This is a genomic window from Pseudomonas kribbensis (assembly GCF_003352185.1).
Lineage (GTDB): Bacteria > Pseudomonadota > Gammaproteobacteria > Pseudomonadales > Pseudomonadaceae > Aquipseudomonas > Aquipseudomonas kribbensis.
In genome coordinates this window covers 3,411,697-3,436,156 of the sequence record NZ_CP029608.1, presented here as the reverse complement: position 1 = coordinate 3,436,156, position 24,460 = coordinate 3,411,697, and the positions used below count along the sequence as shown (strand labels likewise).

20 protein-coding genes are annotated in these 24,460 nt (G+C 61.1%); 10 read left to right on the top strand and 10 right to left on the bottom strand.

The window, feature by feature from the left end; translation table 11 throughout:
* The first annotated feature begins 91 nt into the window (after positions 1-91).
* On the top strand, positions 92-1,648 hold the full coding sequence (locus tag DLD99_RS15635; RefSeq protein ID WP_114883433.1) for a TerC family protein: 1,557 nt from the start codon (positions 92-94) through the stop codon (positions 1,646-1,648).
* Positions 1,649-1,653: 5 nt separating this feature from the next.
* Here the strand turns inward: DLD99_RS15635 and DLD99_RS15630 are convergent, their stop codons facing one another.
* From DLD99_RS15630 to DLD99_RS15605, 6 genes are all read right to left on the bottom strand, one after another.
* On the bottom strand, positions 1,654-2,730 hold the full coding sequence (locus DLD99_RS15630; RefSeq protein ID WP_114883431.1) for a GGDEF domain-containing protein: 1,077 nt from the start codon (positions 2,728-2,730) through the stop codon (positions 1,654-1,656).
* Positions 2,714-3,592, bottom strand: coding sequence for a DUF4434 family protein (locus tag DLD99_RS15625; RefSeq protein WP_114883429.1), 879 nt, complete (start codon positions 3,590-3,592; stop codon positions 2,714-2,716). Before DLD99_RS15625 ends, DLD99_RS15630 begins: the two co-directional genes overlap by 17 nt.
* Positions 3,592-6,750, bottom strand: a complete 3,159-nt coding sequence (locus DLD99_RS15620) for an NfrA family protein (protein ID WP_114883427.1) — start codon at positions 6,748-6,750, stop codon at positions 3,592-3,594. Before DLD99_RS15620 ends, DLD99_RS15625 begins: the two co-directional genes overlap by 1 nt.
* Positions 6,747-8,921, bottom strand: coding sequence for a cyclic di-3',5'-guanylate-activated glycosyltransferase NfrB (gene nfrB / locus DLD99_RS15615; RefSeq protein WP_085710074.1), 2,175 nt, complete (start codon positions 8,919-8,921; stop codon positions 6,747-6,749). Before nfrB ends, DLD99_RS15620 begins: the two co-directional genes overlap by 4 nt.
* On the bottom strand, positions 8,918-10,072 hold the full coding sequence (gene wecB / locus DLD99_RS15610) for a non-hydrolyzing UDP-N-acetylglucosamine 2-epimerase (RefSeq protein WP_085710073.1): 1,155 nt from the start codon (positions 10,070-10,072) through the stop codon (positions 8,918-8,920). Before wecB ends, nfrB begins: the two co-directional genes overlap by 4 nt.
* Positions 10,073-10,248: 176 nt before the next feature.
* Entirely contained in the window at positions 10,249-10,680 is a 432-nt protein-coding gene (locus DLD99_RS15605) for a thioredoxin family protein (protein WP_114883425.1), read from the bottom strand.
* 338 nt (positions 10,681-11,018) lie between these two features.
* Here DLD99_RS15605 and DLD99_RS15600 point away from each other — a divergent pair, with 338 nt between their 5' ends.
* The 8 genes from DLD99_RS15600 (at position 11,019) to DLD99_RS15565 (ending at position 17,506) form a co-directional block, all read left to right on the top strand.
* Entirely contained in the window at positions 11,019-11,867 is an 849-nt protein-coding gene (locus DLD99_RS15600; protein ID WP_085710070.1) for a transporter substrate-binding domain-containing protein, read from the top strand.
* A gap of 51 nt (positions 11,868-11,918) precedes the next feature.
* The gene (locus DLD99_RS15595; protein ID WP_059405928.1) at positions 11,919-12,581 is read left to right on the top strand and encodes an amino acid ABC transporter permease; all 663 of its coding nucleotides are present in this window, start codon (positions 11,919-11,921) and stop codon (positions 12,579-12,581) included.
* A gap of 9 nt (positions 12,582-12,590) precedes the next feature.
* Positions 12,591-13,253: an amino acid ABC transporter permease gene (locus DLD99_RS15590; RefSeq protein WP_114883423.1), complete on the top strand. Its 663-nt coding sequence runs from the start codon at positions 12,591-12,593 to the stop codon at positions 13,251-13,253.
* Entirely contained in the window at positions 13,250-14,047 is a 798-nt protein-coding gene (locus tag DLD99_RS15585) for an amino acid ABC transporter ATP-binding protein (RefSeq protein ID WP_007960239.1), read from the top strand. The genes DLD99_RS15590 and DLD99_RS15585 overlap by 4 nt, the downstream gene beginning before the upstream one ends.
* A gap of 31 nt (positions 14,048-14,078) precedes the next feature.
* Positions 14,079-14,468 (top strand): RidA family protein, encoded by a 390-nt coding sequence (locus DLD99_RS15580; RefSeq protein ID WP_007912330.1) that lies wholly within the window; start codon positions 14,079-14,081, stop codon positions 14,466-14,468.
* A 78-nt stretch (positions 14,469-14,546) separates the two neighbouring features.
* Complete coding sequence (locus DLD99_RS15575; RefSeq protein ID WP_114883421.1) at positions 14,547-15,311, top strand: IclR family transcriptional regulator; 765 nt, start codon at positions 14,547-14,549, stop codon at positions 15,309-15,311.
* A 39-nt stretch (positions 15,312-15,350) separates the two neighbouring features.
* Positions 15,351-16,571, top strand: coding sequence for an amino acid deaminase (locus DLD99_RS15570; protein ID WP_114883419.1), 1,221 nt, complete (start codon positions 15,351-15,353; stop codon positions 16,569-16,571).
* On the top strand, positions 16,571-17,506 hold the full coding sequence (locus tag DLD99_RS15565) for a sugar kinase (RefSeq protein ID WP_114883417.1): 936 nt from the start codon (positions 16,571-16,573) through the stop codon (positions 17,504-17,506). The genes DLD99_RS15570 and DLD99_RS15565 overlap by 1 nt, the downstream gene beginning before the upstream one ends.
* Positions 17,507-17,554: 48 nt before the next feature.
* Here the strand turns inward: DLD99_RS15565 and DLD99_RS15560 are convergent, their stop codons facing one another.
* Positions 17,555-17,830 (bottom strand): peptidylprolyl isomerase, encoded by a 276-nt coding sequence (locus DLD99_RS15560; RefSeq protein WP_065260528.1) that lies wholly within the window; start codon positions 17,828-17,830, stop codon positions 17,555-17,557.
* 50 nt (positions 17,831-17,880) lie between these two features.
* Positions 17,881-20,418: a PAS domain-containing hybrid sensor histidine kinase/response regulator gene (locus DLD99_RS15555; protein ID WP_114883415.1), complete on the bottom strand. Its 2,538-nt coding sequence runs from the start codon at positions 20,416-20,418 to the stop codon at positions 17,881-17,883.
* A gap of 127 nt (positions 20,419-20,545) precedes the next feature.
* On the opposite strand from DLD99_RS15555, the gene DLD99_RS15550 reads away from it, so the two are divergent.
* Entirely contained in the window at positions 20,546-21,655 is a 1,110-nt protein-coding gene (locus DLD99_RS15550) for a PilT/PilU family type 4a pilus ATPase (protein WP_114883413.1), read from the top strand.
* 6 nt (positions 21,656-21,661) lie between these two features.
* Here the strand turns inward: DLD99_RS15550 and DLD99_RS15545 are convergent, their stop codons facing one another.
* Together DLD99_RS15545 and hbdH are read right to left on the bottom strand one after the other, a co-directional pair.
* Positions 21,662-23,617, bottom strand: a complete 1,956-nt coding sequence (locus DLD99_RS15545) for an acetoacetate--CoA ligase (protein ID WP_114883412.1) — start codon at positions 23,615-23,617, stop codon at positions 21,662-21,664.
* A 63-nt stretch (positions 23,618-23,680) separates the two neighbouring features.
* Positions 23,681-24,454 carry a 3-hydroxybutyrate dehydrogenase gene (hbdH, locus tag DLD99_RS15540; protein WP_114883410.1) on the bottom strand — a complete coding sequence of 258 codons (774 nt, stop codon included), beginning with the start codon at positions 24,452-24,454 and terminating at the stop codon, positions 23,681-23,683.
* Positions 24,455-24,460 lie beyond the last annotated feature (6 nt).

The following is a 24,460-nucleotide window of genomic DNA, read 5'->3' as shown; positions in this document are numbered from 1 at the left end:
ACTATCGTTGATGGCGCAGCCTTCGAGCTTTCGCGCCGCACTTTGCCGTGCCCGGCAGCCTGAAATCACTGAAGAGAGATAGAGACAGAATATGGAATGGTTAGCGGATCCCACGGCATGGCTGGGCTTGTTGACACTGATCGTGCTGGAACTGGTGCTGGGTATCGACAACCTGGTGTTTATCGCGATCCTGGCGGACAAGTTGCCGCCGCATCAGCGCGACCGCGCACGAATCATCGGCTTGAGCCTGGCGCTGATCATGCGTCTTGGCCTGTTGGCGAGTATTTCCTGGCTGGTCACCCTCACGGCACCGCTGTTCGAAGTCTTCGGCAAGAGCTTCTCCGGCCGTGACCTGATCATGCTGTTCGGTGGTGTGTTCCTGTTGTTCAAGGCGACCATGGAATTGCACGAACGGCTTGAGGGCCACGTCGGCGAACGTTCGACCAACACCGCTTATGCGTTGTTCTGGCCGATCGTGGCGCAGATTGTCGTACTTGATGCAGTGTTCTCCCTCGATGCGGTGATTACTGCCGTGGGCATGGTCGATGAACTGGCGGTGATGATGATCGCGGTGGTCGTGTCCATTGGTGTGATGATCGTTGCCAGCAAGCCGCTGACCCGTTTCGTGAACGCGCACCCGACGGTGATCATGCTGTGTCTGGGCTTCCTGATGATGATCGGTTTTGCCCTGACCGCCGAAGGTTTGGGTTTCCACATCCCGAAAGGTTATCTGTATGCCGCGATTGGTTTCTCGATCCTGATCGAGGTGTTCAACCAGATCGCCCGTGCTCGTCGCAAGCGTTCGATGCAGGGCTTGCGCCCGATGCGTGAGCGTACGGCCCACGCGGTGATGCGCCTTTTGGGTGGCCGTAAACTGGCGGTGGAAGAGGTCGGCGAAGAGATTTCCGACTTGCTGGACGATGGCGAGGCGCCAAGCGCGGAGCTGTTCGACCGTCGCGAACGGGTGATGATCAGCGGCGTACTGCAACTGGCCGAGCGGCCGATTCGCACACTGATGACCGTGCGTGCGGATGTCGATCACATTGATCTGGCAGACGATGCAGCGGCGATTCGTACGCGACTGATGCATTCCTCCTACTCGCGCCTGCCACTGATTCGCAACGGTGCGGTGGACGAACCGTTGGGCTTCGTTCACAAAAAGGAGCTGCTCAAGGAATACCTGGCCGGCAATGAGCCAAACCTCGAGCACCTGGCGCGCAAAACGCTGAATCTGCTCGACAGCTATTCGATCCTCAACGCTCTCGAGCAAATGCGTGCGGCGTCGACCCACATTGCGTTTGTTGTAAACGAATTCGGTGATTTTGTCGGCGTGTTGACCATGACCGACATCCTCGAATCGATCGCCGGTGAGTTGCCGGACGCCAGCGAAATCGCTGGCCCGGACGTGGTCGAGGAGCAGGGCGGGTTTGTGGTGAATGGCGCGTTGAACCTGACGCGGATTCGCCAGCGCACCGGTTTCACGGCCGAACCGACCGAGGATTACCAGACCCTCGCCGGGTTGGTGATGAGTCTTCTGGATCGGCTGCCGATGAAGGGCGATCGCCTGGAGCATGCCGGCTGGGGCATGACCGTGATGGCGGTCGAAGAGCGACGGGTAACGCGAGTGTTGCTCAAGCGTGAGGCCTGACGGCCTCACTGATGAAAGGTGTACCGGTCTTTCCCGGTGTGCTTTGACTCATACAACGCTTCGTCAGCCTTGATCAGGGCCTGGTTGAGGGTATCGCCATCTTCGACCCGGGCCACACCGATGCTGATGGTCACCGGATGCCGGGTGGTTTGCTCACGCACCACCCGGCACAACTCACCGGCCAAGGCCTCGACGTCCTCGCGGCGCACGCCCGCCAGATAAATCGCAAACTCCTCGCCACCCAGTCGCGCGTATTCGAACGGTGCCATCACCGCTTTGATGTCTGCTGCGATCCGCTTGAGCACTTCATCGCCGATGTCGTGGCCGTACACATCATTCACTTTCTTGAAGTTGTCGATGTCGATCATCGCCAGGTAATGGTCGTGCTCGCGGGGCGCTGCTTGCAGGCTCTTTTCGGCGCGGGTCATGAACGAGCGGCGGTTGGGGATTTCAGTCAGCGTGTCGTTGTAGGCCTGATCCAGCAACAGCTTGGACATGATGTAGTTGTAGAGCTTGGTCTCGCGCAGCTTCAAAAACGTGTAGATCGTCAGCGCACAGAGAAACACGCTGTAGGCGATGGTCATGACGCCTTTGAGTTCCAGCAGGCCGATACCGGTCCCCATGAACGGGTTGAGTATCAGCCAGGTGACGACCTGCGCAGCGAAGAACGACCAGCGACTGAGTGGCAGCACGGAGGCGCTGTAAAGCGTGGTGGCGGCAGCGAGCACCAGCCAGATGCCATGAAACGTCGGCGGCAGGCCGTCGATCACCAGCCGTATGCCCAGGGTGATGAGGAACACGAAGGTCAGGTTAAGCCAGTCGAAGTGGCGAGCCTTGCGCGTGAACATCAACACCACGGCGAGTACGGCGAACGCGGCGATGAACACCATAGAGCGCCAGGTGAAGCCCTGATCGCCGAGGAAACTGACGATCAGGTCGAAGGCCAGCCAGATGCCCATGCTGGCCAGATAGATCAGCAGGCAGAACGAATGCAGCCGTTCGAACTCATGCTGGATGAACTCGTCCCACAACTCGGCGGGTGCGGTTCGCTTCAGGACTTCGTCTTCAATGGTTTTGTACATTGCTGCCCGGATGCTTGCGCTGGTTGTCGAGAATCACCTGTCCCCACGGCCGGTATCGCAGGGAAAACACGGCACTTTGATGACAGCCGGTGGAAGTGGCATCCGGGGTTGCCGGCTCGGCGCGGAAAGCCTCGCCTTCACGGCTGACCTGGCGGAACGCTTCACGCACGATGCCGACGGAGCAGGGCAGTGCGCTGGCATAGCCGTTGCGCACCAGCACTGGCAGGCGTCCGGTACCCGCGCCGTCCTGCCACCAGACCTGCGCGCCGGCGGCTGTCAGATCCCCCAGCCATTGGGCGTTGACTGTCGGGGCCAACTTGCCGGCACTGAAGGCACTGACATGCAGCGGTGCGTCCAGTTTTGCGGCGAAATCCTTCAACTGACGCTGGAGCGTTGCCCGCCGGTCGGCCGCCAGAAAGTGCAAGTCGTCCAGTTCCAGCGGCAGATACCAACCGCTGACCGGCAGTTTCCATTCCTGGCGCAACTTCTGTTGCTGTGCGAGCGATTGCCCCAATTGCGCCTGCCAATAGGCGCCGAGGCCGGCGCTGTCCAGTTCGTCGATGCGCTTGTAATACGCCGGGTCCATCGACAGCCCGAGCACCAGTTGCAGGCCTTGCTGTCGGGCGAGTTTCAGGCTGTTGGCGAGCCAGCCATTGGCACCGCCAAAGTCCGAGTCACCGTACGCGGTCCACTGCACAATCACGGTTCGCGTGCCTTGCCGGGCTATGTCCTGCCAGACTTTCTGCCACTGCGCCTGGGTCAGGCCGGCGTCGACATTCAGGGGCTGATAGAACACCCGCTCATCGGCCCGTGCGAGAGTGGCACCCAGCAACAGGTAGAAAAACAACATCCATCGAGCCATTAGAAATTCCACTCCACGCCCAGCAGCACACCGTTGCCGCCTTCATACAGATTGCCGCCCAGCGACTGTTGATATTCGGTGCGTACCGTCAGTTTCGAGCGGTAGGCGTTGTAGCGATCCTCGTCGTACCACCATTGCCAGCGCAGACCGACACCGGTACGCAGGTCCTGGCGCCAATCGTTGCTCGGATCCTGGCTGGCGAATTCGAGGAAGCCATAAGGCATGATCGTCTGAGCGCCGCTGTTCGGCAGCTTCCAGGCATGCCCCTGCTGGAACCGCGACAGCCACTGGTGATCGCCGGCCTTGGTCCACCAGGCGGCATCAAGGTAGAGGAAGCGCTCGCCCCAGTCGTTTTCGTCGACGCGCCAGTCATTGCGGTACTTGCCCTGATCGAGGAACGAGGCCGTAGCGCGCAACAGGTAGTCGGTGGTGGTGTGGCCGTCCTGGCGGTGATCGTTGATCTGATCCAGCAGTTTTTCCGGCACAAGCATCTGGCCGAGGCTCAGGCTGTGGTTGTCGTCATCGTTGAACTGGCTCTGTTTGTAGATCTCACCGTAGAAGTTGATGTTCTGCGTGCCCCACGGCTTGTAGCGCAGGCCGACACCGGCGGCGAGGGATTCGGCGTAACTGGAGCGACCCTGTCCACCGAGCAGGACCCGGCCATACACCGACAGCGTACTGCCGGCGCGGCTCGGTTCATCGCCGAGGGCGTGATCCCACATCGCCAGTTGTACGTTTTGCGAGTCGGCGCGACGGTTCGAACCTTTGCTCTCGTCCGGCCGCACGAAGTCATTGGTCGACACTCCGGCTGGCGACCAGGTGCTGGCAATCGTCCGGCTGTCGCGGCGGGAGAGGGTTTCATGGGCACGGCGCTGACGGTAGCGGCGCGCTTCCATGCTGCCATCCTCGTCGTCGGCGGCCACCGGGTTTTGTTCCAGATCGATCACCCGGCGCAGTTCCTTGCGGGCCGAGGCGCTGTCTTCCACTTCGTCGTAGCGCCAGGCCAGGGTTTCGCCGAGTCGGTAATCCTCGGGGAAGTCACGGGTGGCCTGTTGCAGATAGGGGATTGCGGTGGCGCGTTCCTCGCGGGTTTCAGCGCCGGCCAAGCGCATGCCGTAGTCGGCGCGGTAACGCGGGTTGTTCGGGTCGCGACGTACGGCCTCGGCCAGCCATGCGGTGCTTTGTGGCAAGTCCCCCGCCTTTTGCGCGGTGACCGACGCTGCGTAGAAATGCCCGGCGTCCGGTGCTTGTTGCAAGGCTTTGCGCTGACGTTCAAGTGCCTGGACATGATCGCCGCGGGCGTCGGCGATGGCCGCACCGAGGGCCCATTCATTGGCGCCCCGCGTCGTGCTTTGCTGCCAGTAACCTTCAGCGGCCTGGCTGTCACCTGCATTCAGCGCACTGCGGCTGGCGGTGAGGCGCGCGTTGTCGCTCAGTTCTGTAGCGGGAATGCTGCGCCAGATGGCCAGCGCACCAGCGGAATCGCCAGCGGCTTCGAGGGCGTAGGCCAGGGGCAGCCGGCCGCTGCGGTCACCGAGTTTTTCCGCTTGCTGGTAATACACGACAGCTTCGCCCGGTCGATCCGGCATCGCACAACGACCCAAAGCGCGATAATCGCCGGCGACCTGAGGGTGGTTGCCTATGGCTTGCTGAACGGCATCGCACTGGCCGTTTTCTGCGAGTTGCGCGAGTAACTGGCCACGGGTGGCACCATCGACATGGGTGAGCAACGAAGCCATGCGTCGTTGTTGTTCCGGTGTTGTGGTTTTCGAAGCTGCATACAGACCGGCCAGACGCTGCAGCGCTGTGGCCGGCAAACGACCCTGATGACGGTCATACGCAGTTTCCAGCAATTGCTGCGCGTGGTCGCGATCACCGTTGTTGACTGCCAGATAAGTGGCCTGATTCAGCGAGGCCGGATTGCCGGTCTGCCGGTAGTGAAGCTCCCACAAGGTCTGCGCTTCGGTCATGCGTCCCATGCGTTGCGACAGTTCCGCCCGACGTTTGACGATTTCAGGCGTTTGCGTCTGGCCGGCCAGCCACGCATCGACCTTGTCGCTGCGTCCCTGATCCTGCCAGACATTCAAGATTTGCTCCTGACGGCGACTGTCCCACGGCTGCGGCAGTCGGGTGGTTTGCAACAGGTCGGTGGCTTGCAGGCGTTGTGCGAGTATCAGCCAGGTTTGCGGGTCGTCGTCTGGCGTGCAGCCGCGAAATTGCTTGAGCGCTGCTTCCGGGTCCTGGCGCGACAACCATTCGGCGGTCTCCAGGCAAGGCCGCTGCAGGTCGTTGCTCAAGCGCTGCACGGTCGGCACGTCTTCGGTCTTGCGCGCCAGTTCCCACAGGCGCTGGCGTTGTGCCGGGTCGGCCAGATCGGAGTCCGGCAACGACTGAATCCAGCGTTGTGCCTGTTGCTCGTGGCCCATGGCAATGGCGCGGTCGACCATTGCGAGGCGGACTTTGCGTGCGGCCTCGAGGCTCGGGGCCTGTTGCAGCAGCTGTTGCAGCGGTTTTTCGTCTAGGCGCTGGACGTAGGCATTGGCCAATCGTTGCCAGCCTTCGGCATCCAGTTGTTTGCGGGCGGCGAGCGGTGCGAGCTGATCGATGGTGCCGCTCCAGTCGCGCAGTTGCTCCGACCAGTTGGCCCGCGCCAGACGCAGGATATTGTCATCGCCCTTGGGCGACAGTTGTGCCAGCCAGTCGTGAGCCTTGGCCGCGCCGCCGAACTTGGCGAGGCTGAGACTGTAGGCCTGCCACAGGCGTACGCGGTCATTCAGGCTGCTAGTGGCCATCCAGCTTTCAACCTGAGTGCTGGTCGGCGGATCCTGTTCGATCCAGGTCAGGCGCAGGTCGAGAAGGGCGTCGCTGTTTGCCGGCAACGCTTGCATCGCGTCTTTGTAACGGCGTTGTTTGGCCAGCGATTCAACCAGCAGTGCCCGGGCCTCGTCGTTTTTCGGGACCTTTTCCAGCAAGTGGCGCATCAGACGCTCGACTTCTTTCCAGTTGCCCTTTTTCGCTTCGCGGTAACTGCGGTCCATGTAGGGATAGCTGCGGAACTGCTCGAAGTCGCTCAGCGGCGCAGCCTGTAGCGGATACGCGGTACTCAGGCCCAGCAGCAGGCTGCCCATCAGCAAGGTGTGACGATGCACAGGCTTCATGCGACCTCCCGGACAATGCGGTAGGCGGCTTGCTGTTCGCTGGCCTGATCGGCCAGGGCCTGTTCCAGGACTTCCTGGGTGATCATGCCCCGGGAAATCAGGTGTTCGCCGAGCGACATCTGTTCGGCGTCAAAGTCGATCAGTGCCTGATTGAAAAGAGTCGGCGGCACCATGCCGCGTACCTGCAACAGATTGCCCAGCAGCACCTGATGGCGGCTGACCCGCTCCAGCAAGGCTTCATCGTCCTGATGGCGCTCAAGCACTTCGAGCATATGACGCACTTCCTCATTCTGGCGGGGACTGGCGTACCAGTAGCGAATCCCCAAAGTGACGCGGCCCTGGGGTGCCAGACGGCTACGCACCGGGCGTTTCAATTGACGGCTGATGGCGCCGAGCGAGACCTGGCTGACCGGGCCTTCGGAGGCCAGAATCAGCGTGTCGCCTTCTTCGGCCACCGGCAGCACGCCGTAGTGCGACGCGACCCGGCGTGGCACGGCATCGATCAGGCGCTTGTCGAGCTTGAACGGGTTGAGCGGCGCCCACTCCAGATCCAGCTGTTCGGCCAGGGTTTGTACAAGCTGTGTGCTGTCGATGTATTCGCGCAACAGCAATTCGCGCCCCAGACGCCGGCGCACCGGGCTGGTGATCGCCGCTTCCAGTTGCTCTTCGGTCAGCAGGCCTTTCTCCACCAGTCGATGGCCAAGCGGGGTACGTTGCGCCTTGGTCAGCGCCGGGAATTCGTGGGTGGTCTTGTCCCAGGCTACGCGCCGCGAGTCGCCCATCTCCATCACCTGGCGCAGGGCGCGCAGGTTGGCGAAGAAGTTGACGAAGTTGCTCCACATCATGCGCGGTGCCGACAATAGCCCTTCGACCAGCCCGTAGTAGCGGGTGACGAACCAGCCACGCTGGAACAGGCGGTTGAAAAGCATCAGCCCGTTAAGCCACAGCAGCACCGAGAGCAACGAGCTGTCGGCGAGGATCGACGGATAGCGCCACGAGTCAGGGGAAATCACCGTGACCGCCCACATCGCCAGCAGCACCAGGAACAGCAGGTTGACCAGAAAGCTCAGCAAATAAGCGATCAATCCGCGACGGTCACGCCACAGGAAGTAATTGAGCAGACCCTTGCGGCTCCAGCCGAGGTTCTTGGTGCCCTGGAACACGATGCCGACGATCCAGCGTGATTTCTGCCGGATCGCGTGCTGCAGGTCCCGTGGGAAATGTTCCCGCACACAGATCACCTGAGAGAACTCGCGGTTCATCCCGAACACCCAGGGTTGCTCCAGCGCCAGTTTCGGATCGCTGACCGAGTAGCGGGCGAAGATGCATTTCATGCCTTTCTGCTTCAGACGGAAACCGATGTCGTAGTCTTCGGTGAGGCTCTGCACATCGAAGGCAATGCCGTCGCCATCTTCCAGCAGGGCGCTGATGGCTTTACGGCTGAAGCACGTGCCGACACCGGCACTCGGCACCTGGCCGGTGAGGGCCTCGCGCACGATGACGTCCTTGCCGTGGTTTTCGGCGAACTCATCGACGTAGTGGCCGGCAGTGAAACCCTTCCATTCCGGTGCGTAGGGATAGACCGGAATCTGGATCAGGTCCTTGTTCGGCAGCAGGTAGTTGTAGAGGCGCAATTCCATCGGCGAAATCACGTCTTCGGCATCGTGCAGGATGAACCCGGCGAACTGGATTTTCGCCTCGCTCTCGAAGCGCAGGATCGCGTCGATGATGTTGTTCAGGCAGTCGGCCTTGCTGGTCGGGCCAGGTCGGGCGCACACCACTTTGTGCACGTTGGGGTAGTGCTGGCAGACCGCATCGACATCGGCCTGGGTCTCGGCGTCGTTGGGGTAGGTGCCGACGAAAATCTGATAGTTCTCATAGTCGATGGTCGAGGCGGCAAGGCGCGCCATTTCGCCGACCACGCCGACTTCGTTCCACGCCGGCACCATGATCGCCAGCGGCTTCTCGGGAATCGAATACAGGCGTTCCTCGTCGGCGCGCTTGAATTTTTCGTAGATCCGCCAGCGCCGGATGAACTTGCGGCTCCAGTACACGAGGTCGATGAACAGGTCATCGAGGCCGAGGATGAACATCAGCAGGGCGAGGATGATCGCCACATACTTCAGACCAAACAGCACATACGCAAAGAAGTCGACCCAACCCAGACTCATACGCCGTTACCCGCCGCCGAGCGTGCGCTCAGCCAGGCGTGGAGGCGTTTGGCGATGCGTTCACTGGCGTGGCCGTCACCGTACGGACTGTGGACTCGGCTCATGCGTTGGTAGGTTGCTTCGTCATCGAGCAACTGGCTGGCTTCCTTGACGATCTTCGCGGTGTCGGTGCCTACCAGCAACACGGTGCCGCCCTCTAGTACGGAAGGGCGTTCGGTAACATCACGCAATACCAGCAGCGGTTTGCCGATGGCCGGCGCCTCCTCCTGGACACCGCCGGAGTCGGTCAGGATGAAGTGCGCACGGCCCATCAGCCAGACGAAGTTCGGGTAATCCTGTGGGGCGACCAGATAGATGTTGGGTTTGTCGGCAAGCATGCCGTACACCGCGCTTTGCACCTGTGGGTTGAGGTGTACCGGGTAGACGAATTGCACATCCGGATAGCGCAGGGCGAGGTCGGCAAGGGCCTGGCAGATGTTCTGGAAACCGTCGCCGAGATTCTCCCGGCGATGCCCCGTGATCAATACCATGCGACGGCTATCGTCGAGCACCGACAACGGGGAATCCGCCGCCGGACGCCACTGGCTTTGCTGCTGGTGCGTGCGCATCCACAGCAGCGCATCGATCACGGTGTTGCCGGTGATTTCGATGTTGTCTTGAGGCACGCCTTCGCGCAGCAGATTGGCTTCGGCCTTGCCGGTCGGCGGAAAGTGCAGGTCGGCAATGACGCCGGTCAGGCGCCGGTTGGCTTCTTCCGGCCAGGGCGCGCGCAGGTTGCCGGTGCGCAAACCGGCCTCGACGTGGCCGATCGGCAACTGGCGATTGAAGGCGGCGAGGGCGGCGATGAAGCTGGTGGTGGTATCGCCGTGTACCAGCACGATGTCCGGCTTGACCCGTTCGTAGGCCTGATCGAGTTGTGCAAGCAGATGTTGCGAGAGACCGTTGAGGGTCTGGCCCTGTGTCATGACTTGCAGGTCTTCATCGACCGTCAGTTCGAACGCGTCGAGCACTTGCTTGAGCATCTCGCGATGCTGGCCGGTCGAGCAGATGTTGAGTTTGATGTCGGGCCACTGACGCAGAACCCGGGCCAACGGGGCCATTTTGATGGCCTCCGGGCGAGTACCGAAAACCATCATGACGTTAAAGGACATTAGACCCCTCCTGGGACGAAGCAAGGCCGTTGCCGATTGGCCAACAGCACCTATCTCTTTCTGAGAAATAAAGAAAAGCAGCCGGATGGGAGCTTGTCCAATCCGGCCTCGAGGCTAGTTGTTACAGATCAATTGGAACGAAAGTGCCATTACCTGATGGCTCTTAGGTGGCACTTTCAGGAAAAGTTCCATCGTTTTGCGCGAGGGACGGTGCAGAGGGTACGCAGGGTGTGACGAAGCCAGCTCAGGTCATGGGCTGGTTTGCGTGGCGGGGCGGGATACCGGGTTTTGCCGAGGAATTGGGTGAAGTCTTGCAGGAGGGATTCATCCGTACCGATGCCTTTAAGTTTTTTGACCAGTACGCCTTCCTTGTAAAACAACACCGTCGGAGTGCCCGTGACATCCGGATGTCGACACAACTGTGCGGTATCGAGCATGAAGATATCCATCCAGGGCCGGAAGGGCTTGGCGATCTCAAGAAAAACGGGACCGGAAAACACACAGGCACCGCAATGCTCGTTGAAGAAGTACAGGACGACGAGGCGCCTGGCTTTCAAGACCTTCCGGTACGTCGGGGGCAACGCTGAATATCGAGTCGGCTTCGTCATTGGAGCCTCCTTTATTCGATGTACAAGACGTCACGACGTTAAAGGGGCAGCGGTCGCTGTCGCAACTGTCAGAGTTGACAGGTGCCGAGCACATTTTTTTGTGCACCGCGCACCGATATGTGGCCCGAATACTCGTCGTGTGTAGCCAACGGTAGCGCGGTGTAATGACACCTCGCGTAACACAGGCTTCACCCTTCTTTTTATCCCTTTGATTCAAAACAAATTTCGTTCCATTGCTGATTCCCCTCAAAACCCGTGGCACACTTTCTGCTGTCTATTCCGTAGTAACAAACCGAGTTCCGGTATAACGGAATAAACAATCCTCTGGAGTGCTTGCCATGCATCGCCGACCATCCTTGTTCAAAGCGTGTGTTTTTGTTCTCGCGGCTTCGTCCGCTGTCATGGGCATGGCCCAGGCGGCCGACAGCAAGCTCGACAGCGTCCTGGCCCGTGGAAAACTGATCGTGGGCACCGGCAGCACCAATGCGCCGTGGCACTTCCAGGGTGCGGACGGCAAGTTGCAGGGTTTTGATATCGACATCGCCAGGATGGTGGCCAAGGGGCTGTTCAATGACCCGAACAAGGTCGAGTTTGTGGTGCAGTCGTCCGATGCGCGGATTCCCAACCTGCTGACCGACAAGGTCGACATGAGCTGTCAGTTCATCACCGTCACCGCCAGTCGCGCGCAGCAAGTGGCGTTCACCCTGCCGTACTACCGCGAAGGCGTCGGCCTGCTGCTGCCGAACAACAGCAAGTACAAGGAAATCGAAGACCTGCAAGCCGCTGGCGACAGCGTGACTGTGGCGGTGCTGCAGAACGTGTACGCCGAAGAGCTGGTGCACCAGGCGCTGCCCAAGGCCAAGGTCGATCAATACGACAGCGTCGATCTGATGTATCAGGCCGTGAACTCGGGCCGTGCCGATGCCGCCGCCACCGACCAGTCTTCGGTCAAATACCTGATGGTGCAGAACCCAGGCCGCTACCGCAGCCCGACTTACGCCTGGAGCCCGCAAACCTACGCCTGCGCCGTCAAACGTGGCGATCAGGACTGGCTGAACTTCGTCAACACCACCCTGCATGAAGCCATGACCGGCGTCGAATTCCCGACTTACGCCGCATCGTTCAAGCAGTGGTTCGGCGTTGATCTGCCATCGCCCGCCATCGGTTTCCCTGTCGAATTCAAATGATCCCGTGAGAGTGGGGCGCCCTGATGCGCCCCGCTCAAGGTACTGCCAACCATGAACTATCAGTTGAACTTTGCCGCCGTGTGGCGCGATTTCGACACCTTGCTGGCGGGGCTCGGTCTGGGCCTTGAGCTGGCGCTGGTGTCGATCGCCATCGGCTGCGTGATCGGCCTGCTGATGGCGTTTGCCTTGCTGTCGAAGCATCGCGCCTTGCGGGTGCTGGCATCGGTGTATGTGACGGTGATCCGTAACACGCCGATTCTGGTGTTGATTCTGTTGATCTACTTTGCGTTGCCGAGCCTGGGGATCCGGCTGGACAAGATCCCGTCGTTCATCATCACCCTGTCGCTGTATGCCGGGGCGTACCTGACCGAAGTGTTCCGCGGCGGTTTGTTGAGCATCCCCAAGGGCCAGCGCGAAGCGGGGCTGGCCATCGGTCTCGGCGAGTGGCAGGTGAAAGCCTACGTCACCGTGCCGGTGATGTTGCGCAACGTGCTGCCGGCGCTGTCGAACAACTTCATTTCGCTGTTCAAGGACACCTCGCTGGCCGCCGCGATCGCGGTTCCGGAGCTGACCTATTACGCGCGCAAGATCAACGTCGAGAGCTACCGGGTGATCGAAACCTGGCTGGTGACCACGGCGTTGTATGTCGCGGCCTGTTACCTCATTGCCATGCTGCTGCGTTACCTGGAGCAGCGTCTGGCGATCCGCCGATAGGAGGCTGCAATGTACGAATCTCCCAGTTGGTTGCATGAGTTGTGGATTGCCCGCGAAGCCTTGTGGCAAGGCTTTCTGACCAGTGTGCAGGTGTCGGCGCTGGCGATTCTGTTCGGCACGGTTATCGGCGTATTTGCCGGGCTGATTCTGACCTACGGCAAGTTCTGGATGCGCGCGCCGTTCCGCTTTTATGTCGATCTGATTCGCGGCACCCCGGTGTTCGTGCTGGTGCTGGCCTGCTTCTACATGGCGCCGGCGCTCGGCTGGCAGATCAGCGCGTTTCAGGCCGGTGCCCTGGGGCTGACGCTGTTTTGCGGCTCCCACGTGGCCGAAATCGTGCGCGGTGCGTTGCAAGCCTTGCCGCGCGGACAGATGGAAGCCAGCAAGGCCATCGGCCTGACGTTCTATCAGTCCCTCGGTTACGTGCTGTTGCCTCAGGCGCTGCGGCAGATCCTGCCGACCTGGGTCAACTCGTCCACGGAAATCGTCAAGGCGTCGACCTTGCTGTCGGTGATCGGCGTGGCGGAGCTGTTGCTCAGCACCCAGCAGATCATCGCCCGGACGTTCATGACCCTGGAGTTTTATCTGTTCGCCGGTTTTCTGTTCTTCGTCATCAACTACGGCATCGAATTACTCGGCCGGCACATTGAAAAGCGGGTGGCCCTGCCATGACTCAAGCTCAAGTTTCCAACGTCCAGAACGGCCAGCCCCTGCTGGACATCCGTGGCCTGCACAAACAGTACGGTGCGGTCGAGGTGCTCAAGGGTGTCGACCTGAGCATGCAGCGCGGCAACGTGGTGACGCTGATCGGCTCCAGTGGTTCGGGCAAGACCACGCTGCTGCGCTGCGTGAACATGCTGGAAGAATTCCAGGGCGGGCAGATCCTGCTCGACGGCGAATCCATCGGCTATGACGAACTCAATGGCAAACGCGTGCGCCACCCGGAAAAAGTCATCGCACGCCATCGGGCGATGACCGGCATGGCGTTCCAGCAATTCAATCTGTTTCCGCACCTCACCGCGTTGCAGAACGTCACCCTGGGTTTGCTCAAGGTGAAAAAAATGCACAAGGACGAAGCCGTGGTCCTGGCCGAGAAATGGCTGGAGCGGGTCGGCCTGCTGGAGCGGCGAAATCACTTTCCCGGCCAGTTGTCCGGCGGTCAGCAACAGCGCGTGGCGATTGCCCGGGCGATTGCGATGAACCCGAGCCTGATGCTGTTCGACGAAGTCACCTCGGCCCTCGACCCGGAACTGGTCGGCGAAGTGCTGAACGTGATCAAGGGCCTGGCCGAGGACGGCATGACCATGTTGCTGGTGACCCACGAAATGCGTTTTGCGTTCGAAGTTTCGGACAAGATCGTTTTCATGAATCAGGGACGCATCGAAGAGCAGGGGCCTCCCAAGGAACTGTTCGAGCGTCCGCAATCGCCGCGGCTTGCGGAATTTCTCAAAAGCACGCGGTTCTGACTTTTCACTTTTTCAATCAGGAGACACATCCATGAGCATTACGCGTTACGGCACCGGCAGCACCGCCGCTGGCGGCCAGCCACGTCCATTCGCCCGCGCGGTCGAAGCCGATGGCTGGCTGCACGTTTCCGGCCAGGTGCCGGCGGTGGATGGCGAGATCATCGTGGGCGGCATCGTCGAGCAGACGCACCAGACCATGAAGAACCTGATCGCGATTCTTGAAGAGGCCGGTTATGGCTTGGAAGACGTGGTCCGTGCCGGGGTGTGGCTGGACGATCCGCGGGATTTCAGCAGTTTCAACAAGGTCTTCGGCGAGTACTTCAAGCCTGAACACGCACCGGCCCGGGCCTGTGTGCAGGCGAGCATGATGGTTGACTGCAAGGTCGAGATCGATTGCATTGCTTACAAGAAAAAGGCCTGAGTGTTGACCGCTCTCGCGCAGAGCGTGGGAGCGATCTTTCGCGATAAACTCCCGGCACTTTGAATGGGAACCACTGAAATGACCGAAGACACCATCAAGCGCCGGGCACGCGGTTTGGACCGGGCGTTCGATATCCTCGATTTCCTCAAGGAGATCGGCCAGCCACTGCGCCCGAACGACATCGCCAACGGCATCGGCAGCCCGAAATCCACGGTCTACGAACTGGTGGCGTCGTTGCTCGAACGACGGATTCTGGAACCGGTGGGGAAGGACGGTCACGTCTACCTCGGTCGTCAGTTGTACTTTCTCGGCCAGGCGCATTTGCGGCATTTCGACCTCAGTCGCGAGGCCGATCACGCCTTGCAGGAGATCGTCAGCCAGACCCGGGAAACCGCGCAGATGTGCCTGCTCAACGGGCGCAAATACACGGTGGCGCTGATGAAAGAGGGCGAGCGGCATTTCCGCATTTCTTCCGATATCGGTGAAAACGCTCCAATCCCGTGGACCGCATCCGGACGCCTGCTGCTGGCGCACTTGAGTGACCAGCAGATCAACGACCTGATCGATCCCGACGATTTCATCCTGCCGGATGGCGAACGCCTGCCGATGGAGACGTTTCTCAAGGAAATCCGTCAGGCCGGCATCGACGGTTTCTTCTCGTTCGACAGTGTCGCCGACACCTTTACCCATTGCTTCGCCGCCCCGGTCAAAGACCCGAGCGGCGTGGCCATCTGCACCCTGTGCATCGTCGCCCCGCGCGCCGATGCCAAGACCAACTACAGCGACTATCGCCGGGTTCTGATCGAGAGCGCCAACAGCCTCGCCCGGCGTATCAACGAATAACTGCGCCCGCCAGCGGACGCGACTGTGAGGAGTTCGACCATGACGACTGCCAACAACACTGCTGCCGTGGAAAAGGGTGATGCCGCCATTGGCGCGCAACTGGTACGTGACATCAGCCTGCCGGCGCTGGTGCTGCACCGCGAAGCGCTGGAGCACAACATTCGCTGGATGCAAAAGTTTGTCAGCGACAGTGGCGCCGAACTCGCGCCCCACGGCAAGACCAGCATGACCCCAGCGCTGTTTCGTCGTCAGCTCGACGCCGGCGCCTGGGGCATCACCCTGGCCAGCGCCACCCAGACCCGTGCCGCTTACGCCCATGGCGTGCGTCGGGTGTTGATGGCCAACCAACTGGTCGGCACGCCGAACATGGCGTTGATTGCCGATCTGTTGGCGGCCGATTCGGGTTTCGATTTCTATTGCATGGTCGATCATCCGGACAACGTCGCCGATCTGGGCGCTTACTTCGCGTCACGCGGTGTGCGCCTGAACGTCATGATCGAATACGGCGTGGTTGGCGGCCGTTGCGGCTGCCGCAGCGAGCAGGAAGTCATCGAACTGGCCAAGGCCATCGGCGCGCAACCAGCGCTGGCCCTGACCGGTATCGAAGGTTACGAAGGCGTGATTCATGGCGATCACGCTGTCACCGGCATCCGTGAATTCGCCGCCTCGCTGGTGCGACTGGCGGTGCAGTTGCAGGACAGCGGCGCGTTCGCCATCGCCAAGCCGATCATCACTGCGTCGGGTTCGGCCTGGTACGACCTGATTGCCGAGTCGTTCGAAGCGCAGAACGCAGGCGGGCGTTTCCTCAGCGTGTTGCGCCCCGGCAGTTATGTGGCCCATGACCATGGCATCTACAAAGAGGCGCAGTGCTGTGTACTCGACCGTCGCAGCGATCTGCATGAAGGCCTGCGTCCGGCGCTGGAAGTCTGGGCTCATGTGCAATCGATGCCGGAGCCGGGCTTTGCCGTGATTGCCCTGGGCAAGCGTGATGTGGCGTTCGATGCCGGGATGCCGGTGCCGTTGCTGCGTTACAAGGCCGGCGTGGTGCCAGCGGTGGGGGACGATGTCGGCGCCTGCAAGGTGACGGCGGTGATGGATCAGCACGCGTTCATGACCGTGGCACCGGGTGTGGAATTGCGCGTGGGTGACATCATTTCCTTCGGTACTTCGCACCCATGCCTGACCTTCGATAAGTGGCGCGTAGGGCTGCTGGTGGACGAGCAGCTGTCGGTGATCGAAACCATGGAAACCTGTTTCTGATGAACACGCTCAGTCCATTGGGTCCGAACACCCCGCGCATCGCCTTGATCGGCGAATGCATGATCGAGCTTCAGCAGCGTGCCGACGGCAGCCTGCAACAGAGTTTCGGCGGCGATACGCTGAACACGGCGGTCTATCTGTCCCGCGCCATGGGTGACAAGGCGCAGGTCGATTACGTTACTGCGCTGGGCGATGACAGCTTCAGTGACGCCATGTGCCGCAGTTGGGCCGCTGAAAACATTGGCCTGGATCTGGTTCAACGCTTGCCCGGTCGTTTGCCGGGTCTGTATTGCATCCAGACCGACGCTGCCGGGGAGCGGCGCTTTCTGTACTGGCGCAACGAGGCGGCCGTTCGCGATTGTTTCACGACCCCGGCGGCTGCGCCGATTCTGGCAGCGCTGCCGGATTACGACGTGCTGTATTTCAGTGGTATCACGCTGGCGGTGCTCGGCGTGAAGGGTCGGGAGAAACTGATCGAGACCTTGATCGAAGCCCGCCAGCGCGATGCGCGAATCGTCTTCGACAACAATTACCGGCCACGGCTGTGGGCCTCGGTAGAAGAGGCGCGGGCGGCGTATCGCAGCGTGTTGCCCCATGTCGATCTGGCGTTGCTGACGGTGGACGACGAGCAGGCGCTGTTCCATTTCGAAGACTGTGATGCAGTGTTTGAAGCGTATGCGCAGATCGGTACACCGGAAGTAGTGCTCAAGCGCGGTGCCGAAGCCTGTCTGATCCGTTGCGACGGGGAAGCGTTCGAAGTGCCGGCACAGAAGGTCGAGAAGGTGGTGGACACCACAGCGGCAGGGGATTCGTTCAGTGCGGCGTATCTGGCCAGTCGCTTGTCAGGCGCCAGTCCTGCGCAGGCGGCGGAGGCGGGGCATCGGTTGGCCAGTCGGGTGATTCAAGTGCCTGGAGCATTGATCCCCAGGGCGTGAATCCGATCCCTTAAGGCGCTGCCGAAGCTGCGCCTTAAGGGCACTGGATCAGTCGCGGAAAAACACCTGTACCAGGTGATAGCCGAACTTGCTCTTGATCGGCCCGTGCACGGTGCGCAGCGGTTTCTTGAAGATCACTGCGTCGATGGCGCCGACCATCTGCCCCGGCCGCACTTCACCCAGATCGCCGCCGCGCTTGCCGGATGGGCAGGTCGAAAACTTCTTCGCCAGCACATCGAACGCTTCACCGTTGGCGATGCGTTGTTTGAGTTTTTCAGCCTCATCGGCAGTCTTGACCAGAATGTGGCGGGCTTGGGCTTTCATCGTGCAATACCTGTAGCGGGGTGACGGCGGGGCGCGGATTATGCCTCAAGTCACGGGTTTTGGCTGATCATCGTACGGATCTTGCCAGCCAGAAGATCAATGGAGAACGGCTTGGCTACCATGTCCATGCCGTCTTCCAGGAAACCCTGGCGTTCGGCGGCTTTCTGCGCATAGCCGGTCATGAACAGCACTTTGAGCCCCGGACGGTGCTGACGGGCGATTTCCGCCAGTTGCCGGCCGTTCATGCCCGGCAGGCCGACATCGGTCACCAGCAGGTCGACGCGCAGGTCGGACTCCAGCAACGGCAGGGCACCCTTGGCGTCTTCGGCCTCGTGGGCGCGATAACCCAGCTCCTTAAGCAAGTCCATGACCAGCATGCGCACCGCCGGATCGTCCTCGACCACTACCACGGTTTCCCCGGTCGCGACGGCGGGTGTCTGCGTTGTTTCTTCCGTCACTACCGGTTCCGCCACCAGAGAATGCAGGCGAGGCAGGTACAGGCGTACGCAGGTGCCCTGGCCCGGCAGGCTGTCGAGGCTGACGTGCCCGCCGGATTGCTGGGCAAAGCCATAAATCATCGACAACCCGAGCCCGGTGCCCTGGCCAATCGGTTTGGTGGTGAAGAACGGGTCGAAGGCCTTGGATCGCACCGACGGCGTCATGCCGGTACCGTTGTCGCTTACCGCGAGCATCAGGTAATCACCGGCCTTGACCGGTTCGAGGGTGGTGATGTCGTTGCCGTCGAGGTACACGTTAGCCGTTTCGATCAGCAGCTCGCCGCCATCCGGCATGGCGTCGCGGGCGTTGATCACCAGGTTGAGCAGGGCGTTTTCCAATTGGCTTACATCGGTGCTGACGGGCCAGACGTTGTCGGCCAGGCGCAAGGTCAGTTCGATCGGGTCGCCTTTGGTACGGCGGATCAGGTCTTCCAGGGAATGGATCAGTTCGTTGACATTGATCGTCTTGCGGTCCAGTGACTGGCGCCGGGAAAACGCCAGCAAGCGGTGGGTCAACGCCGCGGCGCGATTGGCCGATGACACGGCCGCGTCGGTGAACCGGCCGATCTCATCGGCGCGGCCACTGGCGATGTAGCGCTGCATCAGGTCGAGGCTGCCGATGATTCCGGTCAGCATGTTGTTGAAGTCATGGGCAATGCCGCCGGTGAGCTGACCGACCGCTTCCATTTTCTGCGCGTGGCGCAGGGCATCTTCGGCGCGTTCGCGTTCGAACATTTCGTTCTGCAGGCGCTGGTTGGCCTGGGCCAGTTGCTCGGTACGCGCGCTGACGCGTTCCTCAAGGGTTTCATTGAGGTTGCGCAGGGCTTCTTCGGTTTTTTTGCGTTCGGTCTCGTCGATCACGAAGATGTAGAAACCGTTCACCGCGCCGTCCGGGCCGTGGCGTGGCAGGTAGTTCATCAAGGCGTGGCGTTGAGTGCCATCGCGATGGGGGGTGTAAAGACTGAACGAGCAAGGGCGGCCGGCCAGGGCTTCGGCGATGTACGGGGCGCGCAGAAAGTAGGACTCTTCGCCGATCACTTCGCGGATCGTGCGACCGTACAGCTCCTGCGGAGTCAGCCCGTACCAGTCCAGGTACGCGGCGTTGTTCAGGCGAAAACGCTCTTCGCGGTCAACGTAGCTGATCAGGATCGGCATCGCGTTAATGATCAGTTGCAACTCGGTCTGGCTTTGGCGCAGGGCCTGCTCGGTGTGCTTGCGTTCGGTCAGGTCCAGCGCCGCGCCGAGAAAGCGCATTGGCCGCCCGTGATGATCCTTGTAGCAACGCCCGCGCGCAAATACCCAGCGTACGTCGCCATTGGCCTGCAACAGGCGATATTCCTCAGCGTATTCGGTGCCATGGGTGATGCAATGTTTGATGCTGCGGGCGATCAGCGCGCGGTCCTCGGGATGCACGCCGTGCAGGTATTCACTGATCGGCAGCTGACTGGCCAGTGCCGGGTCGACCCCGTGCAACTGGGCGAAGTGCGCATCGGCGATGAAACGGTCCTGACCGATGTCCCAGTCCCAGGTGCCGACCGCGTCGGTGGCTGCCAGCGCCAGTTGCAGGCGCTCCTCGGTCTGTTTTTGCGCCTTGAGGCTTTCTTCGGAACGCTGCTTGAGTTCCAGGGCGATGCGTCGGCGTTCGTTGGTCTCGATGGCGGTGACCAGAATGCCGGCCACTTGCGCGCTTTCGTCGCGAATCGGGCTGTAAGTCAGGTCCAGCCAGAAGTCGGATTCCTTGCCGTCCCGTTGCAGGGTGAAGCGACGTTCGCTGTAGGTTCGCACCTGGCCTTGTAGGACGGCGCTGTAAATCGGGTCGGTAAAGTCTCGAAGTTCAGGCCATATCTGGTGCGCCGGCTGTCCGAAAGCGTGTGGATGCTTGTTGCCGGCCAGTACCGCGAAGCCGTTGTTGTAGATCTGGGTGAGCTGCGGACCCCACAACAGCAGCATCGGCATCGGCGAGTGAATCACGATGTCCACCGCGGTGCGCAGGCTCTGCGGCCAGGTACCGGCGCTGCCGAGCGGGCTGCGGCTCCAGTCGGTGCGGGCGATCAATGCCTGGGCGTCGTTGGTGTTCGGTACAGCGTTCATCACATCAGTCCTGAGCGTCGGTCGGTGAGGCGGCGTCTACTATCCTAGTGCGGTAGACGCTGAAAGGCCCGTCGCGTCACGACGCACGGTCTTGTGTTCATTGAAAGCTTCGCGGGTGTTACTGGCCATGGAAATCGACGCACTGCTCAAACAACTGGCGAGCCGTCACGGCTCGGATCTGTTCCTGTCCACGGGCGCACCGCCGAGCGCGCGGTTTGACGGGGTACTGACGCCTCTGGGTGAACAACCGTTCAAGCCCGGTGAGGTGGCAACTGTCGCCGCGTCCCTGATGGACGCCGAGCAGCGTCGGGAGTTCGACCGGGAGCTGGAAATGAACCTGGCAATCTCCCGCACGGGCATCGGGCGATTTCGGGTCAACATCTTCAAGCAGCGTAATGATGTGTCGATCGTGATCCGCAACGTCAAGCTCGATATCCCCCGGTTCGAAGACCTCAAACTGCCGTCTGTACTGCTGGAAACGGTGATGCTCAAGCAAGGGCTGATCCTGTTCGTCGGCGCCACCGACTCGGGCAAGTCCACCTCCCTGGCCGCGCTGATCGATCATCGCAACCGCCACAGCAGCGGACATATCATCACCATAGAAGATCCGGTGGAATACATTCATCGGCACAAGCGCTCGATCATCAACCAGCGGGAAGTCGGCGTCGATACCCGAAGTTTTCATGCGGCGTTGAAAAACACCCTGCGCCAGGCCCCGGACGTAGTGCTGATTGGCGAGATACGCGATCGCGAGACCATGGAGCATGCACTGGCATTCGCCGAAACCGGGCATCTGGTGTTGTCGACCTTGCATGCCAATAACGCCAATCAGGCGCTGGACCGGATCATCAACTTCTTCCCCGAAGAGCGCCGGTCGCAATTGCTGCATGCCTTGGGCAATCACCTGAAGGTGTTTGTATCCCAGCGTCTGGTACGAACTCGGGACGGCCAGCGACGGGCGGCAGCAGAAGTCATGCTCGGTACGCCGACGATTGCCGACCTGATCCGGCGCAATGACTTCGGCGAACTGAAAACCATCATGGAAAAATCGGCGGAACTGGGCATGCAGACCTTTGACGCTGCACTGTTCGCGCTGGTGGCGGAAGGGGTGATCGATGAAGACGAGGCTCTGAAAAACGCAGACTCGGTGAACAACCTGCGCCTGCGTCTGAAGCTGCATGCCGATACCGTCCCGTCCCCACCACCATCGACCGGCGAGTGGGGACTGGTGGACTGACAGGCGTCAATCGCGAAGTTCGACCCGATTGCGGAACTGCTCAAGCGCTTCTGGATTGGCCAATGCATCAGTGTTTTTGACTGGCTGGCCATGCACCACATTGCGCACGGCCAGCTCCACCACTTTGCCGCTGATGGTGCGCGGAATATCGGTGACCGCGACGATTTTCGCCGGTACATGGCGCGGTGTGGTGTTGACACGGATCACCTGGCGGATCTGCTGTTGCAGCGCGTCATCCAGCGTTACGCCTTCCTTGAGGCGCACGAACAGTACGACGCGCACGTCGTCCTGCCATTGTTGGCCGATGGCGATGCTGTCCAGCACTTGCGGGACTTTCTCCACCTGACGGTAGATTTCCGCCGTACCGATGCGAACGCCACCGGGGTTGAGCACGGCGTCGGAGCGCCCGTGAATCAGCATCCCGCCGTGGGGCAACTCTTCGGCGTAATCGCCCTGGGCCCAGACGCCAGGAAACAGGCTGAAATAGGATTTGCACAGCTTTTCGCCATCGGGGTCGTTCCAGAGTCCGATGGGCATGGCCGGGAATGGCCGGGTACACACCAGCTCGCCTTTTTTGCCGATCACCGGCTGCCCGGCGTCGTTCCAAACTTCGACCGCCATGGCCAGGCTTTTGCCCATGATCTCGCCCCGGCGTACGGCCGACATCGGGTTGCCGTTGACGAAGCAGGACACGATGTCCGTACCGCCGGACATCGAGGAAAGGCAGACGTCCGGTTTGAAGTCGCGATAGACGAAGTCATAACTCTGCGGCGAAAGCGCAGAACCAGTACAGAGCAGGGTTTTCAGCTGGCTCAGGTCATGGCTTTCACGGGGCTTGATGCCGCTGCTTTCCAGAGTCGCGAGGAATTTCGGGCTGGTGCCGAACACGCTGACTTGCTCGTCGTCGAGCAGCTCCAGCATTCGCTGGTTGTCCGGATAAAACGGTGAACCGTCATAGAGCACCACCGCGCTGCCGACCGCCAGTGCCGACACCAGCCAGTTCCACATCATCCAGCCGCAAGTCGTGTAATAGAACAAGCGGTCGCCGGGGCCCAGATCGACATGCAATCCGTGCTCCTTGACGTGTTGCAGCAACACGCCACCGGTGCTGTGAACGATGCACTTCGGCACGCCGGTGGTGCCGCTGGAATACAGCACGTACAGCGGATGGTCGAACGGCACCGGCACAAATTGCGGCTCATCGCCCGGTTCATAGAAGTCGTCCCACAATGTGACGTTGGCGGGTGTCCGGTAATCCTTGGCATGGGCGTGAGGGCGTGCGTAAGGCACGATGATCAGCTGTTGCAAGGTCGGCAGCTGTTCGAGGATTTCGTTGATCTTGACGGTCTGGTCGATCTCTTTGCCGGCGTAACGGTAACCGGCGCAGGTGATCAGCACTTTGGGTTCGATCTGGCCAAAACGGTCGATCACGCCGTGGGTGCCGAAGTCCGGCGAGGAACAGGACCAGATCGCCCCGAGACTGGTGGTCGCGAGCATCGCCACCAGGGTTTGCCAGGTGTTGGGCATGCAGGCTGCGACCCGGTCGCCAACAACGACGCCGGCCGCTTGCAGGCTGGCCTGGAACCCGGCGACTTGCTGGGCCAGTTCGGCCCAGGTCAACAATTCACGCTGGCCGTTTTCGCCGATGGCGATTACCGCGATGGCATCGTCCCGTCGGCTCAGCAGGTGTTCGGCGAAGTTCAACGTAGCGCCGGGAAACCATTCGGCACCGGGCATCTTCAGGCCTTCGCGCAGGACCGCGTCGGGCTGGGTGTGAAAGCTGATACCGAAGAAATCCACGATCGCCTGCCAGAACGCCTCGCGCTGGTCGATGGACCATTTGTGCAGGGCCGGGTAGTCATCGAGGTGCACGTGATGGCGCTGGATGATGAAGCGCCGAAAACCGTCCATGCGGGACCGGGCAATGCGTTTGGCATCGGGCTGCCAGAGGATGTCGGACATGGTTTGCCTCTTATTGTTTGTCAGAAGGCTCCCACGACGGCGTGGGAGCGATCAGTTGCAAGCTTACTGCGCGAGCCACCCGCCATCGATATTCCACGCGGCGCCGCGCACCTGGCTGCCGGCCTCGCTGCACAGGAACAGCACCAGTTCACCCAAATGCGCCGGGGTGACGAACTCCAGCGACGGCTGTTTCTCGGCCAGCAGATCGTGTTGCGCCTGCTGCGGGTCGACACCCTTGGCCGCGCGATCATCGATCTGCTTCTGCACCAGCGGCGTCAGCACCCAGCCCGGGCAGATGGCGTTGCAAGTGACGTTGCTGGCGGCGGTTTCCAGGCCGACGACCTTGGTCAGGCCGATCACGCCATGTTTGGCCGCCACATACGCCGCCTTGCCGGTGGAACCGACCAGGCCGTGGACCGAGGCGATGTTGACGATTCGCCCCCAGCCCTTGGCGCGCATGCCCGGCAGGCTCAGGCGGGTGCTGTGAAACACCGACGACAGGTTGATGGCGATGATCGAATCCCAACGCTCAACCGGAAATTCCTCAACCGCCGCGACATGCTGGATACCGGCGTTGTTGACCAGAATGTCCACGCCGCCGAACTCGCGCTCGGCGTAGGCGATCATGTCGGCGATCTGCTCGGGGCTGCTGACGTCCGCCGGGTGATGGCCGACCTTGCCGCCGAACTGCTCGACTTCGGCAATCACCTTCGAAGCATCGCCAAAGCCGTTGAGGATCAGGTTGGCGCCGGCCTTGGCCAGCGTGAGCGCAATGCCCAGCCCGATGCCGCTGGTGGAGCCGGTGACCAGTGCGGTCTTGCCAGAAAGAGTCGTCATGAATAC